Source organism: Pseudomonas putida (genome assembly GCF_030159595.1).
Classification (GTDB): domain Bacteria; phylum Pseudomonadota; class Gammaproteobacteria; order Pseudomonadales; family Pseudomonadaceae; genus Aquipseudomonas; species Aquipseudomonas putida_AC.
Genome location: NZ_BSKJ01000003.1, coordinates 538,386 through 556,408 on the forward strand (window position 1 = coordinate 538,386; position 18,023 = coordinate 556,408).

The 18,023-nt window shown below is 63.2% G+C and carries 17 protein-coding genes; 4 read left to right on the forward strand and 13 right to left on the reverse strand.

Annotated features, from left to right (window positions below; all coding sequences use genetic code 11):
- Nucleotides 1-9 precede the first annotated feature (9 nt).
- From QQL85_RS09905 to QQL85_RS09925, 5 genes are read right to left on the reverse strand one after another with little or no spacing between them, the layout of a single operon-like run.
- The gene (locus QQL85_RS09905) at nt 10-774 is read right to left on the reverse strand and encodes a hypothetical protein (RefSeq protein ID WP_284355562.1); all 765 of its coding nucleotides are present in this window, start codon (nt 772-774) and stop codon (nt 10-12) included.
- Complete coding sequence (locus QQL85_RS09910; RefSeq protein ID WP_284355561.1) at nt 771-2,408, reverse strand: FAD-binding oxidoreductase; 1,638 nt, start codon at nt 2,406-2,408, stop codon at nt 771-773. The genes QQL85_RS09905 and QQL85_RS09910 overlap by 4 nt, the downstream gene beginning before the upstream one ends.
- Nucleotides 2,398-3,264 carry a class I SAM-dependent methyltransferase gene (locus QQL85_RS09915; protein WP_284355560.1) on the reverse strand — a complete coding sequence of 289 codons (867 nt, stop codon included), beginning with the start codon at nt 3,262-3,264 and terminating at the stop codon, nt 2,398-2,400. Before QQL85_RS09915 ends, QQL85_RS09910 begins: the two co-directional genes overlap by 11 nt.
- Before the next feature lie 50 nt (nt 3,265-3,314).
- The gene (locus tag QQL85_RS09920; protein ID WP_284355559.1) at nt 3,315-4,244 is read right to left on the reverse strand and encodes a GNAT family N-acetyltransferase; all 930 of its coding nucleotides are present in this window, start codon (nt 4,242-4,244) and stop codon (nt 3,315-3,317) included.
- A 36-nt stretch (nt 4,245-4,280) separates the two neighbouring features.
- Nucleotides 4,281-4,790, reverse strand: a complete 510-nt coding sequence (locus tag QQL85_RS09925; protein WP_284355558.1) for a MarR family winged helix-turn-helix transcriptional regulator — start codon at nt 4,788-4,790, stop codon at nt 4,281-4,283.
- A gap of 196 nt (nt 4,791-4,986) precedes the next feature.
- Between QQL85_RS09925 and QQL85_RS09930 the strand changes: the two genes are divergently transcribed.
- Nucleotides 4,987-5,505 carry a DMT family transporter gene (locus QQL85_RS09930; RefSeq protein WP_284355557.1) on the forward strand — a complete coding sequence of 173 codons (519 nt, stop codon included), beginning with the start codon at nt 4,987-4,989 and terminating at the stop codon, nt 5,503-5,505.
- Here the strand turns inward: QQL85_RS09930 and QQL85_RS09935 are convergent, their stop codons facing one another.
- Nucleotides 5,506-6,414 carry a LysR family transcriptional regulator gene (locus QQL85_RS09935; protein WP_284355816.1) on the reverse strand — a complete coding sequence of 303 codons (909 nt, stop codon included), beginning with the start codon at nt 6,412-6,414 and terminating at the stop codon, nt 5,506-5,508.
- A 198-nt stretch (nt 6,415-6,612) separates the two neighbouring features.
- Here QQL85_RS09935 and QQL85_RS09940 point away from each other — a divergent pair, with 198 nt between their 5' ends.
- On the forward strand, nt 6,613-7,587 hold the full coding sequence (locus QQL85_RS09940) for a quinone oxidoreductase family protein (RefSeq protein ID WP_284355556.1): 975 nt from the start codon (nt 6,613-6,615) through the stop codon (nt 7,585-7,587).
- A gap of 27 nt (nt 7,588-7,614) precedes the next feature.
- Complete coding sequence (locus QQL85_RS09945) at nt 7,615-8,535, forward strand: LysR family transcriptional regulator (RefSeq protein WP_284355555.1); 921 nt, start codon at nt 7,615-7,617, stop codon at nt 8,533-8,535.
- 65 nt (nt 8,536-8,600) lie between these two features.
- On the opposite strand, the gene QQL85_RS09950 is transcribed toward QQL85_RS09945, so the two are convergent.
- Nucleotides 8,601-8,930 carry a hypothetical protein gene (locus QQL85_RS09950; protein ID WP_016713830.1) on the reverse strand — a complete coding sequence of 110 codons (330 nt, stop codon included), beginning with the start codon at nt 8,928-8,930 and terminating at the stop codon, nt 8,601-8,603.
- A 74-nt stretch (nt 8,931-9,004) separates the two neighbouring features.
- The gene (locus tag QQL85_RS09955) at nt 9,005-9,655 is read right to left on the reverse strand and encodes a DUF998 domain-containing protein (RefSeq protein WP_284355554.1); all 651 of its coding nucleotides are present in this window, start codon (nt 9,653-9,655) and stop codon (nt 9,005-9,007) included.
- A gap of 185 nt (nt 9,656-9,840) precedes the next feature.
- Between QQL85_RS09955 and QQL85_RS09960 the strand changes: the two genes are divergently transcribed.
- On the forward strand, nt 9,841-10,590 hold the full coding sequence (locus QQL85_RS09960; RefSeq protein ID WP_284355553.1) for a FadR/GntR family transcriptional regulator: 750 nt from the start codon (nt 9,841-9,843) through the stop codon (nt 10,588-10,590).
- A gap of 75 nt (nt 10,591-10,665) precedes the next feature.
- Here QQL85_RS09960 and QQL85_RS09965 read toward each other — a convergent pair whose 3' ends face one another.
- The 5 genes from QQL85_RS09965 to QQL85_RS09985 form a co-directional block, all read right to left on the reverse strand.
- Complete coding sequence (locus QQL85_RS09965) at nt 10,666-12,246, reverse strand: aldehyde dehydrogenase (NADP(+)) (protein WP_284355552.1); 1,581 nt, start codon at nt 12,244-12,246, stop codon at nt 10,666-10,668.
- A 51-nt stretch (nt 12,247-12,297) separates the two neighbouring features.
- Entirely contained in the window at nt 12,298-13,851 is a 1,554-nt protein-coding gene (gene garD / locus QQL85_RS09970; RefSeq protein ID WP_284355551.1) for a galactarate dehydratase, read from the reverse strand.
- Between the two features lie 77 nt (nt 13,852-13,928).
- Nucleotides 13,929-15,293, reverse strand: a complete 1,365-nt coding sequence (locus QQL85_RS09975) for an MFS transporter (RefSeq protein WP_284355550.1) — start codon at nt 15,291-15,293, stop codon at nt 13,929-13,931.
- 104 nt (nt 15,294-15,397) lie between these two features.
- A complete protein-coding gene (gene kdgD / locus QQL85_RS09980) occupies nt 15,398-16,309 on the reverse strand; it encodes a 5-dehydro-4-deoxyglucarate dehydratase (RefSeq protein WP_264362989.1) in 912 nt (303 codons plus the stop codon).
- A gap of 452 nt (nt 16,310-16,761) precedes the next feature.
- A complete protein-coding gene (locus QQL85_RS09985) occupies nt 16,762-17,571 on the reverse strand; it encodes a gamma-glutamyl-gamma-aminobutyrate hydrolase family protein (protein WP_284355549.1) in 810 nt (269 codons plus the stop codon).
- Nucleotides 17,572-18,023 lie beyond the last annotated feature (452 nt).

The window sequence follows — 18,023 nt, forward strand, 5'->3', positions numbered from 1 at the left end:
TGTGGTGAATCACTGGGGCAGGCTTCGGGTTGCTCGGGTGTGGATTCGTTGCGAGGCCTTGCAGCCGGGGGGATAGCGCTGGAACAGCTGAAGTACCCAATCGGGTCGGGTCTTGCTGGCATCGTTAAGCCAGTTGGCGACCGAGTCCTGGGCGTACTTCTCGGCCTCGGCCAACAGCGGCACCAGCAACGGCTCGGCCACTTCCGGTTGTTGTTTGAGTGCGGCTATGTGCTCACACCAGACACCACGCGGGCGCAGGATTTCGATACAGAAGCGCCGCACCAGCGGGTCTGCGTCGCTTGCGTAGCGGCCGAGCAAGGGCAGGGCGGTGTCCAGGTGCTGTGCGAGGCGGGGGCGTAGGGCAATCCAGGCCCATTCGCGCACACCGAAGTGCGCATCGCGGGCGAAGCGAAGCTGCGCCAGCAGGGCGTCTTGTGCAGGCAAGGTGCGTGACAGGTGCGCCTGAGCGAAGGCCGCCCAGCTGCGCACGGTGTCGGACGGGTGTTCGCAGCATTGCTCGAACACCTCCTGGCGCAGGGGGGCGGGCGCTTGTTCCAGCCATTGGCCCAGCGTCAGGCCGATGGCTGCGACCTTTTTTGACAGGCCCAGCGTCTGAACCTGGTCCGCACTGGCAGCCAGTTGTTCGACCAGTGCCGCAGGTAACCGGGTGGCCAGGGCATTGGCCAGTGTCACTTGATCCACGGCCAGGCATTCGGCCAAGTTGCGGGTCGGCAGTTGGCCAAGGTCGATCAGGGACTTGCAATCATCCGTCATTGCTGAGGCTCCATGACAGCAGGTTGGCATTCGGGGGTATGTGCCGGCGGGCAATAACGCCCTGGCGCGAGCAGGTGCTGTGGGTCCAGGGTATCCTTGATACGCTGCCCGAGTTGCCAGGCAGGCGCTTGCGTTTCGTTCAGCAAGCCCATGAAGGCCAGCGGCAGCCGATAGGGCAGCACACCTTGCTGCTTACCCGTGCGGAACAACTGCCGGTAGCAGTCTTCGGCGCGGTTGCTGGCGGACGCATCGTTGCGGTCGAACAGCAGCGGCACCGTGCAGTCGATTGCTCGGCCCGACAAGGTGGTGAGGGTAACCGGGCAGGGCAATTGGTGGGTTTCGCAGGTCTGTTCCATGTGCGTGACGAAGGTAGCGACCTGCTGGCTGCGCAGGGGCAGGATGGGCGCATACCAGATCAATCCGCAGTTGTCCCGGGCCGGGTCGAGCAAGGCGCCTTGCTGCGGTTGCGCACCTGCGGCGTAAGCCAGCGGCAGTGCCACCTGGTTCGGTCGGCCTTCCATCAGTTCAACGCCCATGCGCAGTTTGCTCAGGGTCACCTGCCAGCGCCTGGACCAGGGCCCCGGCAGCAGGCGCAAGGCGCGCTCAGCCAGTGCCAGCTGGCGTTGGCTGCGGAACAGGTAGCGGCTGCTGAAACAGCGCAATTCGCTGCGGATGATGCGCTTGAGCGAGGCCAGTTGCGCCTGTTCGCAGTAGATCGAACCTACTCCCATCCAGGCGGGCAGTGCGAGCGATTGGGCGGCGGCGTCGCGTTCGGCCGGGTTCAGTTGAGTAAGGGGCCGGGTGTCGTAGGCCATGCTCAGCAGGCGAGTGCTGTTCATCAGGTTGATGCCGCCCACCTGGCTGTTGCAACGTTCCAGTATGCGCTTGACGCCATCGAGGGCGGCTGGGAGCTGTGCCGCCGAATCCACCCAGAAGTAGAACGGTTGCACGACCTGTGGGCGCTTGACCAAGGCGATCGACATGTGTGTCACCACCCCCAGCCCGCTCTGGCTGAACAGGCCGTCCAGGTAGGGGCCGATGCCCCATTTGAAGCAGGCGGTTGTGCCCGTTGCCCACATCGGCGAGCGATAGCGTTGGCCATCGGGCAGAATGGCTTCAAGGCCCATGACGGCTTGCCAGTGGTCCGTTAACGGTGTGATGCCAAAGCCGCGCTCCAGCGCGTTGGCCAGCACACTGCAGGAGGGCCCTGCGCCGGTGACGGGGGTAAGGAAAGGCAGGTTGCGACTGGCCAGGTAGTCGGCCAGTGCGGCCTGGGTAACGCCTGGTTCAAGGGTGACCACGCCCAGTGCCTCGTCGAAGGCGAGGATCTTGTCCATGCGCGACAGGTCGAGTTGCACGCAGCGGTCGTGAAGCGTTGCCACGCTGCCATAGCCCCAGTTGTGGCCTGTGCTTGCCGGCTGCACAGCGACACCGTGCAGGCGCGCAATCGCCAGGCAGGCGGCTACCTGTTCGCTGTTGGCTGGCCTGAGCCTGGCACAGGCATGGGCGGGCGAGCGCATGGTGTCCTGGCTTAGCTGGCACAGCGTGTTGGCGTCGTTCTGTACATGGGCGTCACCCAGCACCGCGCGCCATGCTGCCAGGGCGGCTTGCAGCCCCTGCGGCTCAGAACGCACTTGCCAGACCTCCCATGCCTAGGAACAGGCGCAGTTGGTCGACATCGGCTCGGCGGCTGCGTGGCAAATCGCGGTAGCGTCGACGAAATTCGCCCTTCATCGCTGCCACGCAGCGCCGCTTGGGGGTGCGGATCACCATCATCAGCGGGCTGACAGCTGTGCTGTATACCTTGGCGCATGGGCCGAGGTAACTGGCGGCAAGGGTTTGGAACTCTTCCAGAGAGAAAGCAGCCAGCAGCGAGTTGCGGTAGTCGAGCAGGGTGGCCTGGTCGGCTCCATCGCTGGCGCGGCTGACGAAATAGTCTACCGACTCTATCGATTTGAGCCTGCCAAAGTCGTTCAGGTAGATGGCCCGGTCATTGCGAAGCACGCGTGCGATGTTGCGAAACGTAGCTTCCAGCTGAGAGAGATCGGCCAGGTGATGCAGTGCCATCGAAGAGATGACCACATCAACGCTACGGTCGGCGATACCGGCCAGGCGAGTCATGTCTTCCTCGCGCAGTTCGACGTTGTCGATGCCTTGCTGGCGAATCGAGGCCTGCCCCACCTCTAGCATGGTGGCCGACAGGTCGGTGCCGATGAATTCGGCCCTCGGGTTCAGGCGGGCCAGTTGCAGCAACAGGCTGGCCGGGCCACAGCCGATGTCCAGCACGACATCGCCCGGTTTGATCAACGCGCACATCTGTGCGCAGTGGTACAGGTATGTACCGGATAGCGCCTGGCCCTGGCCTGCGCTGTCGGCGTAAGCCGAGACACAGGCGTCGTCAGCCATTACCAGATCAGGCTCAGGCGTGCGTACCAGCGGGTGGCTGAGGGTAATCTCCCTGTAGATCGCGCGCAGCAATCCCATGTCCATGAACGTATCCTCCATGAAAGTCGTGTGGTGTGGAGCGCGGGGCGGGCTGCTCAATCCAGTTGCAGAACCCGTCGTACCCGCGGCGTCAGATGGCGCGGCGAGGTGCCGCAGCGTGCCATGTGGGTAAGCACTTCGTCAGTGCTCCAGTGGGTTTGAGGCGGCGCGACGGGCAGTTGGATGTGCGGGAAATGCCGTGCGCAGAAGAAATCGAACAGGTCGGTGTGCTGATGCTCGACGGTAAAGCCCAGGCCTGGGTGTTGGTAGACCTTGGCGAACACCTGGCGCGCCTGGTTCAGGTTCAACGCCAGGGGGAGCGACAAGGCATTGTTGAGCTTGGTGTAGGTCTGCACGGGGCCAATGGGTGAGAAGAACAGCACGTTGCGGTAGAAGCCGGCGGCGCGAGGGTGCACGGCGATCAGCAGGGTATTTACCCGGCGATGGTCCATGGCCCAACGAAACATGGCGTTGTACAGCATGAGGGGCACGCCTTTGCCTTTGTAGTGGCTGCAGACCGCCAGGGTGCCGACTTCGGCCAGGCGGCCACCGCCCATGCGTTGCAACACGGCTTCGTTGACATGTACGTCTTCCAGCGGCAGGCCGAGCGGCGAGTCTTCGATCAGTGACACGGTTCCCACCACCTGGTCGCCTTTCAGTGCCACGAACGTGGTGGTGCCGGGTAGCAGATGATAGGGCGAGAAGCGCATGCCGGCGCGGCACACAGTCGCAATGCCGCGACGGGCATAGCTGTCGTTGACCAGGCGCAGGGCCTGTTCGAGCTCGTACAGACTCTGCACCGGGCGAAAACTGAAGCCCTCAATCGCCAGCGGCTGGCTGGAGAGCCGACGAATGAACAGGCGCCGGTAGAGTGCTGCTGGCAGGCAGGCTTCTAGCCAGGCCTGGCGCCGCCTTACCCGGTCGCGCTCGCTGTGCACCCGCGGCTTCCTGCCGATTCGGGCCAATACGCTCTGGTTCTGCAACATCATCCACCTCCATGTGGTTTGACGGGTGTATTGGCTTCAGTCCTTGTCGGGTGGCAATGCCAGGGCAGGGCTCGCCGAAAGTGCCTGTAGCGTGGCGGAAAGGCCTTCCCGCTGTGTGTTGTCCAGCGTGTGCATGATCGTGCCGATCCAGTCGGTGTGTTCGGCGAATACCGCGTCCAGGACAGAAACACCTGCCGGGGTAAGGCTGATGCTCAGTTTGCGACGGTCATGGGCATCCTTGCGGCGCTTGATGAAACCGTCGCCTTGCAGGCCGTCGAGCAGGCCGGTGACGGTGCCCGAAGTGATCGCCAGACGCGTCGCCAGTTCCAGCGGCGACAGGCGTCCGCCAGCCGCTTGCAACGTCAGCAAGATGGCGAAACGCCCTTCCGACAAGTTGTGACGAGCCAGGCGCACCGCGCACACGCGGTTGATTGCCGCCGCCGCGGACAGCAGTTCGAAACACAGGCGCACGCATTGCCTGGCGTCGGCAGGGGCCTCTGCCAGTGCGTCGAGCATGATGTGATGCTTGTTCTCAAGAATATTCATAAGGCGCAGTTTATCTTGGTGCCTTAGTAAGTCAACAGTGCCTGTGTTACAGGGCTGCGACAGCTATTGAATTATTGCGTTGCGTGCCTGCTTTTTACATGCATGTTACGAATAGTTCATGTGCATGACTTTGATTTCCATCAGCCAGGTGTATTGCACGATGATGCGGTCATCAAGACATTGAAAGGGCACAGCCATGTTCAGTAAATCCATGCTTCTGTTGGTTCTGCCGCTCGCCCTGGCGTTGTTTGCCGGTGCGGTACTGCCCTTTCAGGCCACCGCTAACGCTGCCGTGGGCCGGGCATTAGGGCACTGGTTATGGGGGGCGTTCACCTCGTTGGCGGTGAGTTCGCTGGTGGTGATTCTTGCCCTGCTGGTCCTCAGGGTGCCAGCGCCGGACATGGGCAAGGCTATGCAGGGGCCTTGGTGGCTATGGGTCGGGGGTGTACTGGGGGCTCTGTATGTGGCCGGTGCTGCTGCACTTACCCCAAGGCTGGGGGCGGCGGGCTTCCTGGTGCTGGTTGTGGCAGGGCAGATCATCACCGCAGTGCTGGTCGACCATTTTGCGGTAATGGGGTTGGCAGCCAAGCCACTCAACCTGGCCAGGCTGGCGGGTGTGGTGCTGATTTTGTGTGGCGTGCTGCTGGTACAGGGCTCTTGGACGACGGCGTCACCGGGCAGTGCCGCAGCGGCTGTGAAGCAGCCCGAAAGTTGATCAGCATCCCGGTTGGCTGCAGGCCCACACGGTTTCGCGCAGCCAGCGATGCCCGGGGTCGCTGTCCTTGCGGCTGTGCCAGGCTTGCTGGTAGTCGAACGAGGGGATCGCCAATGGCGGTTCGAACTGGCGTAACGCCCTGTGCGGGGGCAATGAGCCTACGGCGCGGCTGGCCACGGTAAGGATCAGGTCGGTACCGGCCAGTACCTCCACCGCTGCGCTCCAGTGCGGCAAGGCCAGGGCAATTCGACGGCGCAAGCCTTGGGCCGCCAGCGCACGTTCAATTTCATCGAAGGCATCCGGCCGCATCGCCATCAGTACATGCGGGCGCGCCAGCCAGTCTTCCAGCGCCAAGCCGCCGCTGGCTGGCAGCACCTGGCGGTCGGCGATGCTGATGAAGCTGTCGGCAAAAAGCGGTTGGGTGGTAATGCCCTGGGGCCGGTCCGGGAAGATGCCCAAGGCCAGGTCCAGCTCGCCGTCGAGCAGTTGGGCCAGCATGGTTTCGCGGCTGGCCTGGCTGATGGCCAGGTCTACCCCGGGCGCGACCTGGCGCAGATGGCGCATCAGGGGTGGCAGGACAATACGCGAGGAGTAATCGGACAGCGACAGCCTGAAACGGCGCTGGGCCTTTGCCGGCTCGAACTGGGGGGTGGCCAGCAGTCCATTGAGGCTGCCCAGGGCGTCCTGCAATGGGCTGGCCAGCGACTGGGCGAGTGTGGTGAGCGTCATGCGACCGTTCTGGCGAACCAGCAAGGGGTCGTCGAAGTGTTTGCGCAACTGCGCCAGGGCGTGGCTTACGGCCGGTTGGCTACGATGCAGTCGCAGGGCGGCGCGGGTCACGTGTTTTTCGCTGAGCAGGGCGTGCAGGGCCAGCAGCAGGTTAAGGTCGATTTTGCGCAGTTCATCCATGGGGCGAATGGTTTCATCAATATTCAAATGTCTCTATCAGCTTAACAAATGCAAGCGTCGACATGTCGTTGCTGGCGGGCTTGGAGGCATTGAGTCCTTTGCTGCAAGAGGTGCAGATATAATCTGCATCAAGCCCGATTGTTCAACTTTGCCTGCCTCATTAGCCTCACTCGAACACTCATCCAGCAGGATCCGATCATGGCTACCCGCATCATTCTCACTCACACCGGCACCGCCGATGTCATGCAGCTTGAACACGTTGACGCGCAACCTCCAGGGCGCGGCCAGGTCTGGCTGGAGCAGACGATCATGGGCGTAAACCCGCTGGACGTTTTACAGCGCAAGGGCGGGGCGCCGTTGCCATTGCCATCGGGCCTGGGCCTGGAAGGCGCAGGCCGGGTTACGGCCGTCGGCGAGGGGGTAACCAACGTGCAGGTGGGCGATCGGGTCGCCTATGCGATGGGGCCGATTGGCGCCTATGCCAGCGCTCGGCTGTTCCCGGCCGACCGGCTGGTCAAGCTGCCACCGCAGTTGGATGACGAGGCCGCCGCAGCGGTGTTGTTCAAGGGCATCACGGCGCAATATTTGCTGAAAACCACCTTTGCCGTGGGGCCGGGGACCCAGGTGTTGTTGTACGGTGCCGCCGGTGCCTTGGGTCAGCTGATGGCGCCTTGGGCGCGGCATCTCGGGGCGACAGTGATTGGCGTGGTCTCGCGCCCGCAGAGCGTGGCCAGGGCGCAGGCGGCTGGCTGCCACCATGTGCTGGTGTTCGATGCGGCAACACTGGCTGGTGACGTGCGCGAGCTGACCCAGGGGCAGGGCGTGGACGTGGTCTATGACTGTGTCGGCAAGGTGTCGCTGGAAGCTTCGCTGGACAGCCTGCGGATGCGCGGCCTGCTGGTGTCGTTTGGCGGTTCCTCCGGTGCCCCGGCGGCGATCGAGGTCGCCACGCTCAATGCCAAAGGCTCGCTGTACCTGACCCGGCCGTCGCTGGCGGCACATACGCGCACGGTTGACGAATATCAGCAGCGCGCTGCCGATGTGCTGGCAGCTGTCGCCGAAGGTATCATCCAGCCTCGGGTCTGGCGTCGCTACCCACTGGCCGACGTGGCCAGGGCCCACCGGGACCTGGAACAAGGGCTGTCGGAGGGCGCGCTGGTCCTTACCGCTTGATACCCGATCACACCGCCGAGTCTTGCCATGGATGCCTTCGACAGCCGCCGCGCCGATGAACGTGCCACCTTGCTGGCCCTGCACGAGCAGGGGTCGTTTGCCGCTGCCGGGCGGCTGCTGGAGCGCCACCCCACGGTGCTGTCGAAGCGCCTGAGCGCACTGGAGGCACGCCTGGGGATTCGCCTGGTGGAGCGCAGCACGCGGCAGTTGCGCTTTACCGATGAAGGCGAGCGGTTGGTGGCCAAGGTGCGCGAGGCCAACCGGCTGATCGCCGAGGCGGAACAGGAAGCTGCCGAGGGCGCGGCAACAATACGCGGGCGCTTGCGCCTGGCGTTGCCGGCGGCCATGGGCCGGCGCTGGTTGAGCGGGATGCTGGCCGACTTCGTGCTGGCCTACCCGCAGGTGACGGTGGAGGCTGAGTACGCTGATCGATTCGTCGACCTGATCGGCGAAGGTTTCGACGCCGCCATCCGTATTGGTGAGCTGGCGGACAATCGCCTGGTCGCCAGGAAGCTGTGCGATCACCTGCGCATCCTGTGCGCATCACCCGAGTACCTCGCTCGCCAGGGCGTGCCTGCCCGGCCGGAGGATCTGGTTGGTCATAACTGTTTGGGGTTCAGTGGCTTACGTTCATTTCCTGAGTGGCGCTTGATGAGCGCTGGGCAGCAGGTAAGCGTTAAAGTCGCTGGCAACTTACGCAGCAATGACAATGAGGCGCTGCTGGAGGCGGCGCGGCGTGGTGTGGGTGTTCTTGCCGGGGGGGACTGGCTGATGGGTGAAGACCTTGCCAGTGGGCGCCTGGTGCGGGTGTTGCCGCAGTGGCAGCTGGATGTGGCAGCGGGCATTTACCTGGTGCGGCCGACCGCGCGCCTGAATACAGCGGCACTGGGGGCATTCAAGGCCTGGCTGGAAGACCGCTTCAAGGCCGGAGCCCCTTGGCGGCCTTGATACGGCCTGTCGTGATCCAAGGTCGATTCTAAAGTTTATTGTATAACTACTTGATAAATAACAGATTATCTTCTTGCTACAGCGTGCTGAACGCACTGCTCATAGTAAGTCTGCCTGATTGCCGACGGCTTTAGCCGCGAGCGGCTGTTGTAGGTCTGCTCCGTGATACCGAAGGCGGTCATGCGCATCCACGGTTTGGGGAATTTGCGTACCTGCAGCTTCTTTCGCGTGGCATACAGCGTTACCCCGGAAAGCTTGGCCTGTTGGGCTTCGGCGGCTATCTGCGCCCCCCAGGTGCAGGTGTGGCGATCGTTCTGGCTTGGCGCCCGGGCTTGGGCGCCGAAAGCGAGCGTGGCCAGCAGGCAACCGGCCAACGTTGCTAGAAGTACTCGCATGTTGCTGTCCTAAGCATCTGAAGAGGAAGGAAGTTTGCCTTCGCTTTTCAAGGCTGGGGGCCAGCAGTTTGCCGTCAGATCACCGCCATGCGCAGCGGGTTGGTGGCAGGCTTGCGCAGGCTGGCCCAGGCCAGGCCGGCGACCCAGATCACCGACACGCCATAGTTCAGCCGTTGGTACAGGCCGAACAACTGGCCGCTTTCTAGCGCCTGGCCCATCAGGGCGACGGTAACGATCGCCAGGACCACACAGGCCAGGGAGAACAATGACAGAGCGGGTGAACCCGCAATGCGATTGCCCAGCCAGGCCCACAAGGCGCTGGCCAAGGTCAGTGAGAGAAACATCAGCAGGCCGGACAGGTTATGCAGTTGCTGAGAGGTAGACGGCTGCGCCGGAGCGCACCCCTGGTCGCAGGGGAACCAGCCGGTGCCCAGGCTGCCGACACTATGTAGCAGCACCAGGCCCGCACTCAGCAGTGCGAGTTTCGAGTGACGCCAGCGCCGCGCCAGGCCCCAGGCAAACAGTGCGAACAGTACGGCCAGGGGGAAGTTGTTGACCCGTGGCGACCAACTGTAGGTTGGCGAGCCGACGGCACCGAGTTGGCTCATGGCCTGTTGCAGGTGGTCGTAGCCGGGATAGGCCTGGGCAGTGATCCATACACCTGCCAGCAGCCAGAGGGGGATCAGCAGGCCGCTGGCGAGCAACAGGCGGTCGTGGGGTTTCATGCCGGGTCTTCCTTCCATGGATGAGTGAGCGCAAAGGCGCACAGTACAGGCTTGCGCTGGCTTTGGGCCAGCTTTTCCCTAGGTGGCGCTACAGGGATGTGCAATAAATACCGCACCGGGTGTATGTGATCGTACAACTGCATGCGCTATGATGAGCGCTGTCTTTCAAGGTGAAACACAGGGCAATGACAGAGCAGCAGGTACAGGCAAGGACCCGGCGCAAGCCGCGTAGTCTGGCCCAGGAACTGGTCACGGTGCTGACCGAGCGCATTCGCAGTGGCCAGCTCAAGCGTGGCGACAAGCTTCCGACCGAATCGCAGATCATGGCTGAGGAGGGCGTCAGCCGCACCGTGGTGCGTGAGGCGATCTCGCGGCTGCAGGCCGCCGGGCAGGTCGAGACCCGTCACGGCATCGGCACCTTCGTGCTGGACGCGCCGGCCACCGGGGGCTTTCGCATTGACCCAGCCACCGTGGTTACGTTGCGCGAGGTCCTGGCTGTTCTGGAATTGCGCATCGCCCTGGAGATCGAGTCGGCAGGCCTGGCGGCGCAGCGGCGCAGCGATGAAGAGCTGGCAGGCATGCGTGCGGCGCTGGATGAGCTCAACGAAGGGGCGGCCCATGCCAACGATGCGGTGTCGGCGGACTTCCAGTTTCACCTGCGCATTGCACAGGCCAGTGGAAACCATTACTTCGCCGATATCATCAACCACCTGGGCACCAGCATCATCCCTCGCACCCGGGTGAATTCGGCGCGGCTGGCCCAAGATGACCAGGCGCATTACATGAGCCGGTTGATGCATGAGCACGAGGCGATTTATGAAGCAATCGCCCGGCGTGACAGCGAGGGGGCGAAGATGGCCATGCGCATGCACCTGAGCAATAGCCGGGAGCGCTTGCGTCAGGTACATGAAGAGGCTGAGGCGCAAGGGGCCTGACGTTTCTCTTGCCAGCGGACACTGCCAAAAGAAAAGCCCCGCCATGCGCGGGGCTTTCTTGTTTCAGGCAATCACTCAGATCGCCGCGTCACTCCACTGACCATTGACCAAGCGGCGCAGACCCAATGGGTTGCCGTCGCGCAGGGCTTCAGGCAGCAGTGCCTGCGGGTAGTTCTGGTAGCACACCGGTCGCAGGAAGCGGTCGATGGCCAGGGTGCCTACCGACGTGCCGCGCGCATCCGAAGTGGCCGGGTAGGGCCCGCCGTGGACCATCGCATCACACACTTCGACACCGGTCGGGTAACCGTTGACCAGGATGCGCCCGACTTTCTCCTCCAGCAGCGGTACCAGCCAGGCAAAGGCCTCGAAGTCCTCCTGCTCACCGATCAGCGTCGCGGTCAGCTGGCCACGCAGGCCCAGCAGGGCGGCGCGCAACTGGTCGTTGTCCTGCACTTCGACCGCTACGGTGGTTGGGCCGAACACTTCTTCCTGCAGCAGCGGGTCGGCGTTCACCAGCAGGCTGGCGTCGGCCTTGAACAGCTGGGCGCGGGCCTGGCTGCCTTCCTGTGGCTGGCCAGCCAGGTGCTGGATACCCGCGTGGGCGTGCAGGTGTTCCAGGCCACCGACGTAGCTGCGCAGGCCACCCGCGTTGAGCATGGTCTGGCCGGCCTGGGCGTTCAGGTGCTGGCCAAGGTCGGCCAGCAGTTGGCTGAACTGAGGCGATTGCAAGCCGATGACCATGCCAGGGTTGGTGCAGAACTGGCCGGCGCCCATGCACACGGAGCCGGCCAGCTCGCGGGCGATGGCCTCGCCACGTTTGGCCAGGGCGCCCGGAAGGACGATCACCGGGTTGATGCTGGACATCTCGGCGAACACAGGGATGGGTTGCGGGCGCTCGGCAGCCATGCGGCACAGGGCGTCGCCACCTTTGAGCGAACCGGTGAAGCCGACAGCCTGGATGGCCGGGTGCTTGACCAGCCACTCGCCCACGCCGCCACCGAATACCATGTTGAACACACCCTTGGGCATGCCGGTACGTTCGGCGGCGCGCACGATGGCGCAGCCGACCAGGTCGGCGGTGGCCATGTGGCCGCTGTGCGCCTTGAACACCACCGGGCAACCGGCAGCCAGGGCGGCGGCGGTGTCGCCACCGGCGGTGGAGAAGGCCAGCGGGAAGTTGCTGGCGCCGAACACGGCGACCGGGCCAACGCCGATGCGCATCTGGCGCAGGTCTACACGCGGCAGCGGCTGGCGCTCGGGCAGGGCCAGGTCGATACGGGCACCGAGGAAGTCACCCCGGCGCAGCACCTGGGCGAACAGGCGCATCTGGCCGCTGGTGCGGCCACGCTCGCCTTGAATACGGGCGGCGGGCAGGGCGGTTTCGCGGCAGACGATGGCGACGAAGGCGTCGTCCAGTTCGTCCAGCTCGGCGGCGATCGCATCGAGGAAGTCGGCGCGGCGGGCTGGGCTCAATTGGCGGAATTCGGCGAAAGCGGCCTTGGCAGCGGTGGCGGCCTGGTCCACTTCGGCTTCGGTAGCTTGGGCGAAGCTGTAGGGCAGGGCCTCGCCAGTGCTGGCGTCCAGGCTCTGCAGGCGCTGTTGGCCGGCGGCGCTGCGCTGGCCGGCGATGAAGTTGTGGCCGAGGATTTCAGGCATGGGGTGCTCCTGTAGGTTAAGAGAATGTCTGATAGGTTGCCGCCTTGGGCATCAAGTAATCGGTGCCGGGTTGAACAGGGTGATGTCGTTGTGCAAGCGGTGCTGTTCGGCCCAGGTCTGCTTGCGGCCGCTGGCCACGTCCAGGTAGTAGTGGAACAGTTCCCAACCCAGCTCTTCGATGGTCGAGCGGCCTGTGGCGATGCGCCCGGCGTCGATGTCGATCAGGTCGGGCCAACGCTGGGCCAGTTCGCTGCGGGTGCACACCTTGACCACTGGCGCCATGGCGAGGCCGTATGGGGTGCCACGGCCGGTAGTGAATACATGCAGGTTCATGCCGGCAGCCAGTTGCAGGGTGCCGCAGACGAAGTCGCTGGCCGGGGTGGCGCAGAAAATCAGGCCCTTGCGCGTAACTCGCTCGCCTGGGCCAAGCACGCCCTGAATGGCGCCGCTGCCGGACTTGACGATCGAACCCAGCGACTTCTCGACGATATTGGACAGGCCGCCTTTCTTGTTGCCCGGCGTGGTGTTGGCGCTGCGGTCGGCGGCACCTTGCTCCAGATAGCGGTCGTACCAGTCCATTTCGCGTATCAGGGCACCGGCGACTTCCTGGTTTTCAGCGCGTGAGGTCAGCATGTAGATGGCATCGCGCACCTCGGTCACTTCCGAGAACAGCACGGTGGCGCCAGCGCGTACCAGCAGGTCGGAGGCATAGCCCAGCGCTGGGTTGGCAGTAATGCCCGAGAAGGCGTCGCTGCCACCGCACTGCATGCCGAGTATCAATTCACTGGCTGGCACTGTTTCGCGGCGGCGCTGGTCGAGCTTCTTCAAGCGGGTTTCGGCCAGTTCCATGATCTGCTCGATCATTTCCACAAAGCCCAGGCTGGCGTCCTGCAGGCGGTACAGCCAAGGGTCGCTGAGGTCCACCGAGGGATCGTTGTCGTGCATCACCTGGCCTGCCTGCAGCTTTTCGCAGCCCAGGCTGATGACCAGCGCCTCGCCGCCCAGGTTGGGGTTGCGTGCCAGGTTGCGCACGGTGCGGATCGGGATGTAGGCATCGCGTGCGTTGATCGCCACGCCGCAGCCGTAGCTGTGGGTGATGGCCACCACGTCGTCGACGTTGGGGTATTTGGGCAGCAGTTCGGTGCGAATGCGCTTCACCGCATGCTCCAGCACGCCGGTCACGCATTGCACGGTCGTGGTGATGCCAAGGATGTTGCGTGTGCCGACGGTGCCGTCTGCGTTGCGGTAGCCTTCGAATGTGAAGCCTTCCAGCGGCGGCAAGGGCTGCGGGACAGCATCGCAGCGCGGCAGGCTGTCCAGCTCCGGGGCGGACGGCATGGCCAGTTGGCTTTCCTGCACCCAGCTGCCTTGGCGCAGGTCTTCCAGCGCATAGCCGATGATTTGCCCGTAGCGGCGCACGGGTTCGCCCTTGGCGATGGTCACGGTGGCCACCTTGTGGCTTTGTGGCACGCCTTCGACCAAGGTCAGGCCATCGGCGAAACGGGCGCCTTCGCCCAGGCCGCCGTCGTTTACAACCACGACGACGTTATCGTCGTCATGCAGGCGGACGTAGCGGGGCGAGTCGGAATGTTCGATCAACTGCATGTTTGGGCCCTACTTGTCAGGTTCTCAGGCTTTTTGTACATCCGCCCGCACCGGTTAATCGGCGCGGGCGTGTTCACTCAGTGGCGCGAGCTGGCCAGTTCGCTGTTGGCGGCAGGCTCAGCTTGTGGCTTTGGGGCATCGTCGCGCAGCTCGATGCGTTTGATCGGGCCAACGATCACCAGGTAGCTGAACACCGCCACCAAGGCGTTTGCACCTACATACACCAGCGCCCACTTGAACGAGCCGGTGGCGCTGATGATGTAGCCGATCACGATCGGGGTGGTGATCGAGGCGATGTTGCCGAAGGTGTTGAACAGGCCACCTGACAGTCCGGCGATCTGCTTGGGCGAGGTGTCCGCCACCACCGCCCAGCCCAGCGCGCCAATGCCTTTGCCGAAGAACGCCAGGGTCATGAAGCCGACCACCATCCATTCGGCGTCTACATAGTTGCAGAACACCATGGTGGTCGACAGCATCAGGCCGCACACGATCGGCAGTTTGCGCGAGAAGGTCAGCGTGTTGCCACGGCGCAGCAGCCAGTCCGAGATCACGCCACCCAGCACGCCACCAATGAAGCCGCAGACTGCCGGCAGCGAGGCGATGAAGCCGGCCTTGAGGATGGTCATTCCACGTTCCTGCACCAGGTACACGGGGAACCAGGTGAGGAAGAAGTAGGTGATGGCGTTGATGCAGTATTGGCCCAGGTACACGCCCAGCAGCATGCGGCTGGTCAGTAGCTGCTTGATGTAGCCCCATTTCGGGCCGTCGTTGCCGCGCTTCTGGTCCATGTCCACCAGGCCGCCGTTCTGCTCGATGTGCTCAAGCTCACTTTGGCTGATGCGGGGGTGTTGGCGTGGGTTATGGATAGTCTTCAGCCACACCATGGAGAACACGATGCCCAGTGCGCCCATGACCACGAACACATGCTCCCAGCCGAAGCTGAAGACGATCCAGCCCATGATCGGGGCGAACAGTGCGGTGGCGAAGTACTGCGCCGAGTTGAAGATGGCTGAAGCAGTGCCACGTTCCTGGGTCGGGAACCAGGCGGCGACGATGCGCGCGTTACCCGGGAACGACGGGGCTTCGGCGAAGCCAACCAGAAAGCGCAGGGTGAACAGGGTTACTACGGCCCAGGCAACTGGCAGGCCACCGACAAAACCCTGCAGCAGGGTGAACAGCGACCAGGTGAAGATGCTGAAGGCGTAGACGTTCTTGGAACCGAAGCGATCGAGCAGCCAGCCCCCCGGAATCTGGCCAGCCATGTAAGCCCATCCGAAGGCGGAGAAGATATAACCGAGGGTAACGGCGTCAATGCCGAGGTCTTTCTGCAGGCTGGAGCCTGCGATTGCAATGGTAGCGCGGTCGGCATAGTTGATCGTGGTCACCAGGAACAGCATGAACAGGATCAGGTAGCGCACATGCGTCTTCTTAGTCGCTTGCATGCTGGTAATACTCCCACTAGTTATTTTTGTGCGGGCTCACGAATTGTAACCGGAGTGGGGGCTTCCCACTCCGGGTGCGGCAAGGGCAGGCCGCAGGGGTTCGCTTATTGCGGACCCATCTTGTCCATCAGAGCAGCGAGCATTTCGTATTCTTCGGCCGTCAGGTCGGTCAGCGGCGTGCGCACCGGGCCTGCGTCGTAACCGGCAATTTTGGCGCCGGCCTTGACGATGCTGACGGCGTAGCCGGCTTTGCGGTTGCGGATGTCCAGGTACGGCAGGAAGAAGTCGTCGATCAGCTTGGCCACGGCGGCGTGGTCGTCACGGGCGATGGCGTTGTAGAAGTCCATGGCGGTCTTCGGCACGAAGTTGAACACGGCCGAGGAGTACACCGGCACACCCAGGGCCTTGTAGGCGGCAGCATACACTTCGGCGGTCGGCAGGCCTCCCAGGTAGCTGAAGCGGTCGCCCAGGCGGCGACGGATCGACACCATCAGTTCGATATCACCCAGGCCGTCCTTGTAACCGATCAGGTTCGGGCAGCGCTCGGCCAGTTTTTCCAGCAGGTCGGCGTTCAGGCGGCAGACGTTGCGGTTGTACACCACTACGCCGATTTTTACCGATTTGCACACCGCTTCAACGTGGGCGGCAACGCCATCCTGGCTGGCTTCGGTCAGGTAGTGCGGCAGCAGCAGCAGGCCCTTGGCGCCCAGGCGCTCAGCTTCTTGGGCGTATTCGATGGCCTGGCGGGTGGAGCCGCCCACGCCGGCGAGGATCGGTACCGAAGTGGCACAGGTGTCGACGGCGGTCTTGATCACCTGGCTGTATTCGCTGGCGGCCAGGGAGAAGAACTCACCGGTGCCGCCAGCAGCGAACAGGGCGCTGGCGCCATACGGGGCCAGCCATTCCAGGCGTTTGATGTAGCCAGCCTGGTTGAAATCGCCCTGGGCGTTGAAGTCGGTGACCGGGAAAGACAGCAGGCCGTGGGAGAGGATGGATTTCAGTTCTTGTGGATTCATTGTTGTTGGCATCCTGTGGCGCTTGGGTGAAGGGTGTTGTTCTGCGTTAGAGGTAAGTTATCGTACAACTTGTACGATGACTAGTCCCTTTGCGAGATTTTTTTGCAGAGGGGCAGGGAAGAAGAGTTATTGCCTGTTCTGGCCGCTTCGCGGGCAAGCCCGCTCCCACAGGTACGGCGCCACCATTGAGGCCTGCGCAGACCCCTGTAGGAGCGGGCTTGCCCGCGAAGAGGCCGCTAAAGGCAACAACAAAGGAAGGCAGAGACACCGATGGCAGACTCTCTGCAATCAGTCATCGTATCTCTTGGCAGGAAAGGGGAAAAACGATCGCGGAGACAGGCACAAGGCCGCCGCCCGCATCCACGCGAAGTGTTCTGGGACCAGCAGAGGGTGACCGGGGATGCGGGGGCGGCCTTGCGCCGCCCCGCGATCAAAGCAGAGGAAACTGAAGGTCAGGCAGCGTGCTGGCGCTTGATCTGCGCCTTGCGTACCTGGGCGCGGCAAGCATCGCCGAACGCCTGGAAAATCTTGATCGAATCAGGGTTCTTCGCCGCTTGCCATTCTGGGTGCCACTGCACGGCGAACAGGAACGGCGAAATGCTCGGGGCGTGGATTGCCTCGACCAGGCCGTCTTCGGCTTGGGCGATGGCTTCGATACCGGCGCCGAGCTTGCGCAGGCCTTGGCCATGCAGCGAGTTGACGCGAATCTCGTCGGTACCCAGGGTATCGCGCAGCCAGCTGCCCGGCTTGATCTTCACCCCATGCACCTGGGCGTACTGCACTTCAACCGGGTCTTCCGGGTTTTCCCGGTGGTCGTTGAAGCCCGGCTCGGCGTACACCTTCTGGTAGATGTCGCCACCCAGGGCCACGTTGATTTCCTGCATGCCACGGCAGATGCCGAAGATCGGCAGGCCACGCTTGATCGCCGCCTTGACCAGCGGGATGTCGAACAGGTCGCGGTTCTGGTCCTGGCCCTTGCCTGGGGTTTCGTTCTCCTGGCCGTACAGGGCCGGGTCGATGTTGCTGCCGGCGCCCGTCAAATACACGCCGTCGGCCATGTCCAGATAGGTTTCGAGGTCTTCAGTGCCGCAGCAGGTGGGCACCAGCACTGGGACGCAATCGGAAAACTCGACCAGCGGGGTGATGTATTTGTGGGTCATGACCTGATAGTCATGGCCTTTGCGCTCTTGGCTGCCCATGGTCATCAGGACGATGGGTTTGCGCAGGGAAGGTTGCTTGTTGCCAATGTTGCTGTTGGACATATGTCACCTTGGGACAGGTTCGGCCTGTCGTTGTTGTGCAGGTGCACGGCGCGGGGCCCTGGGTGCAGCCTGTAGCTCCGAGCACTGCCGGCTCGTCAGAGGCGACGATTCCGGTCGGGGCATGTAGATAGCTTGCCAGAGCCGTTCGATATGTCAAACGACGGAAGAGCGCTTTAACGCGGGGAATGCGCCGGTTTTTGGGGGCTGAAACCGATGCGGGCCTGTGGCGGCGTGGGTTTGGCGGGGGTGTTGGTCAATAATATTTAACGATGCAGTCGGGTCTTTGCAGCGGTGCAATAAAGTGTTGCTTGTGCCGGCCTCTTCGCGGGCAAGCCCGCTCCCACAGGATTACCATGGCCTTTGAAGCCTGTGATCAACCTGTGGGAGATTCTATGGTTTTCAGCAAGCTGTTTTGACACCTTTGGTGATGTATTCGTCCTGATTTTTCATCA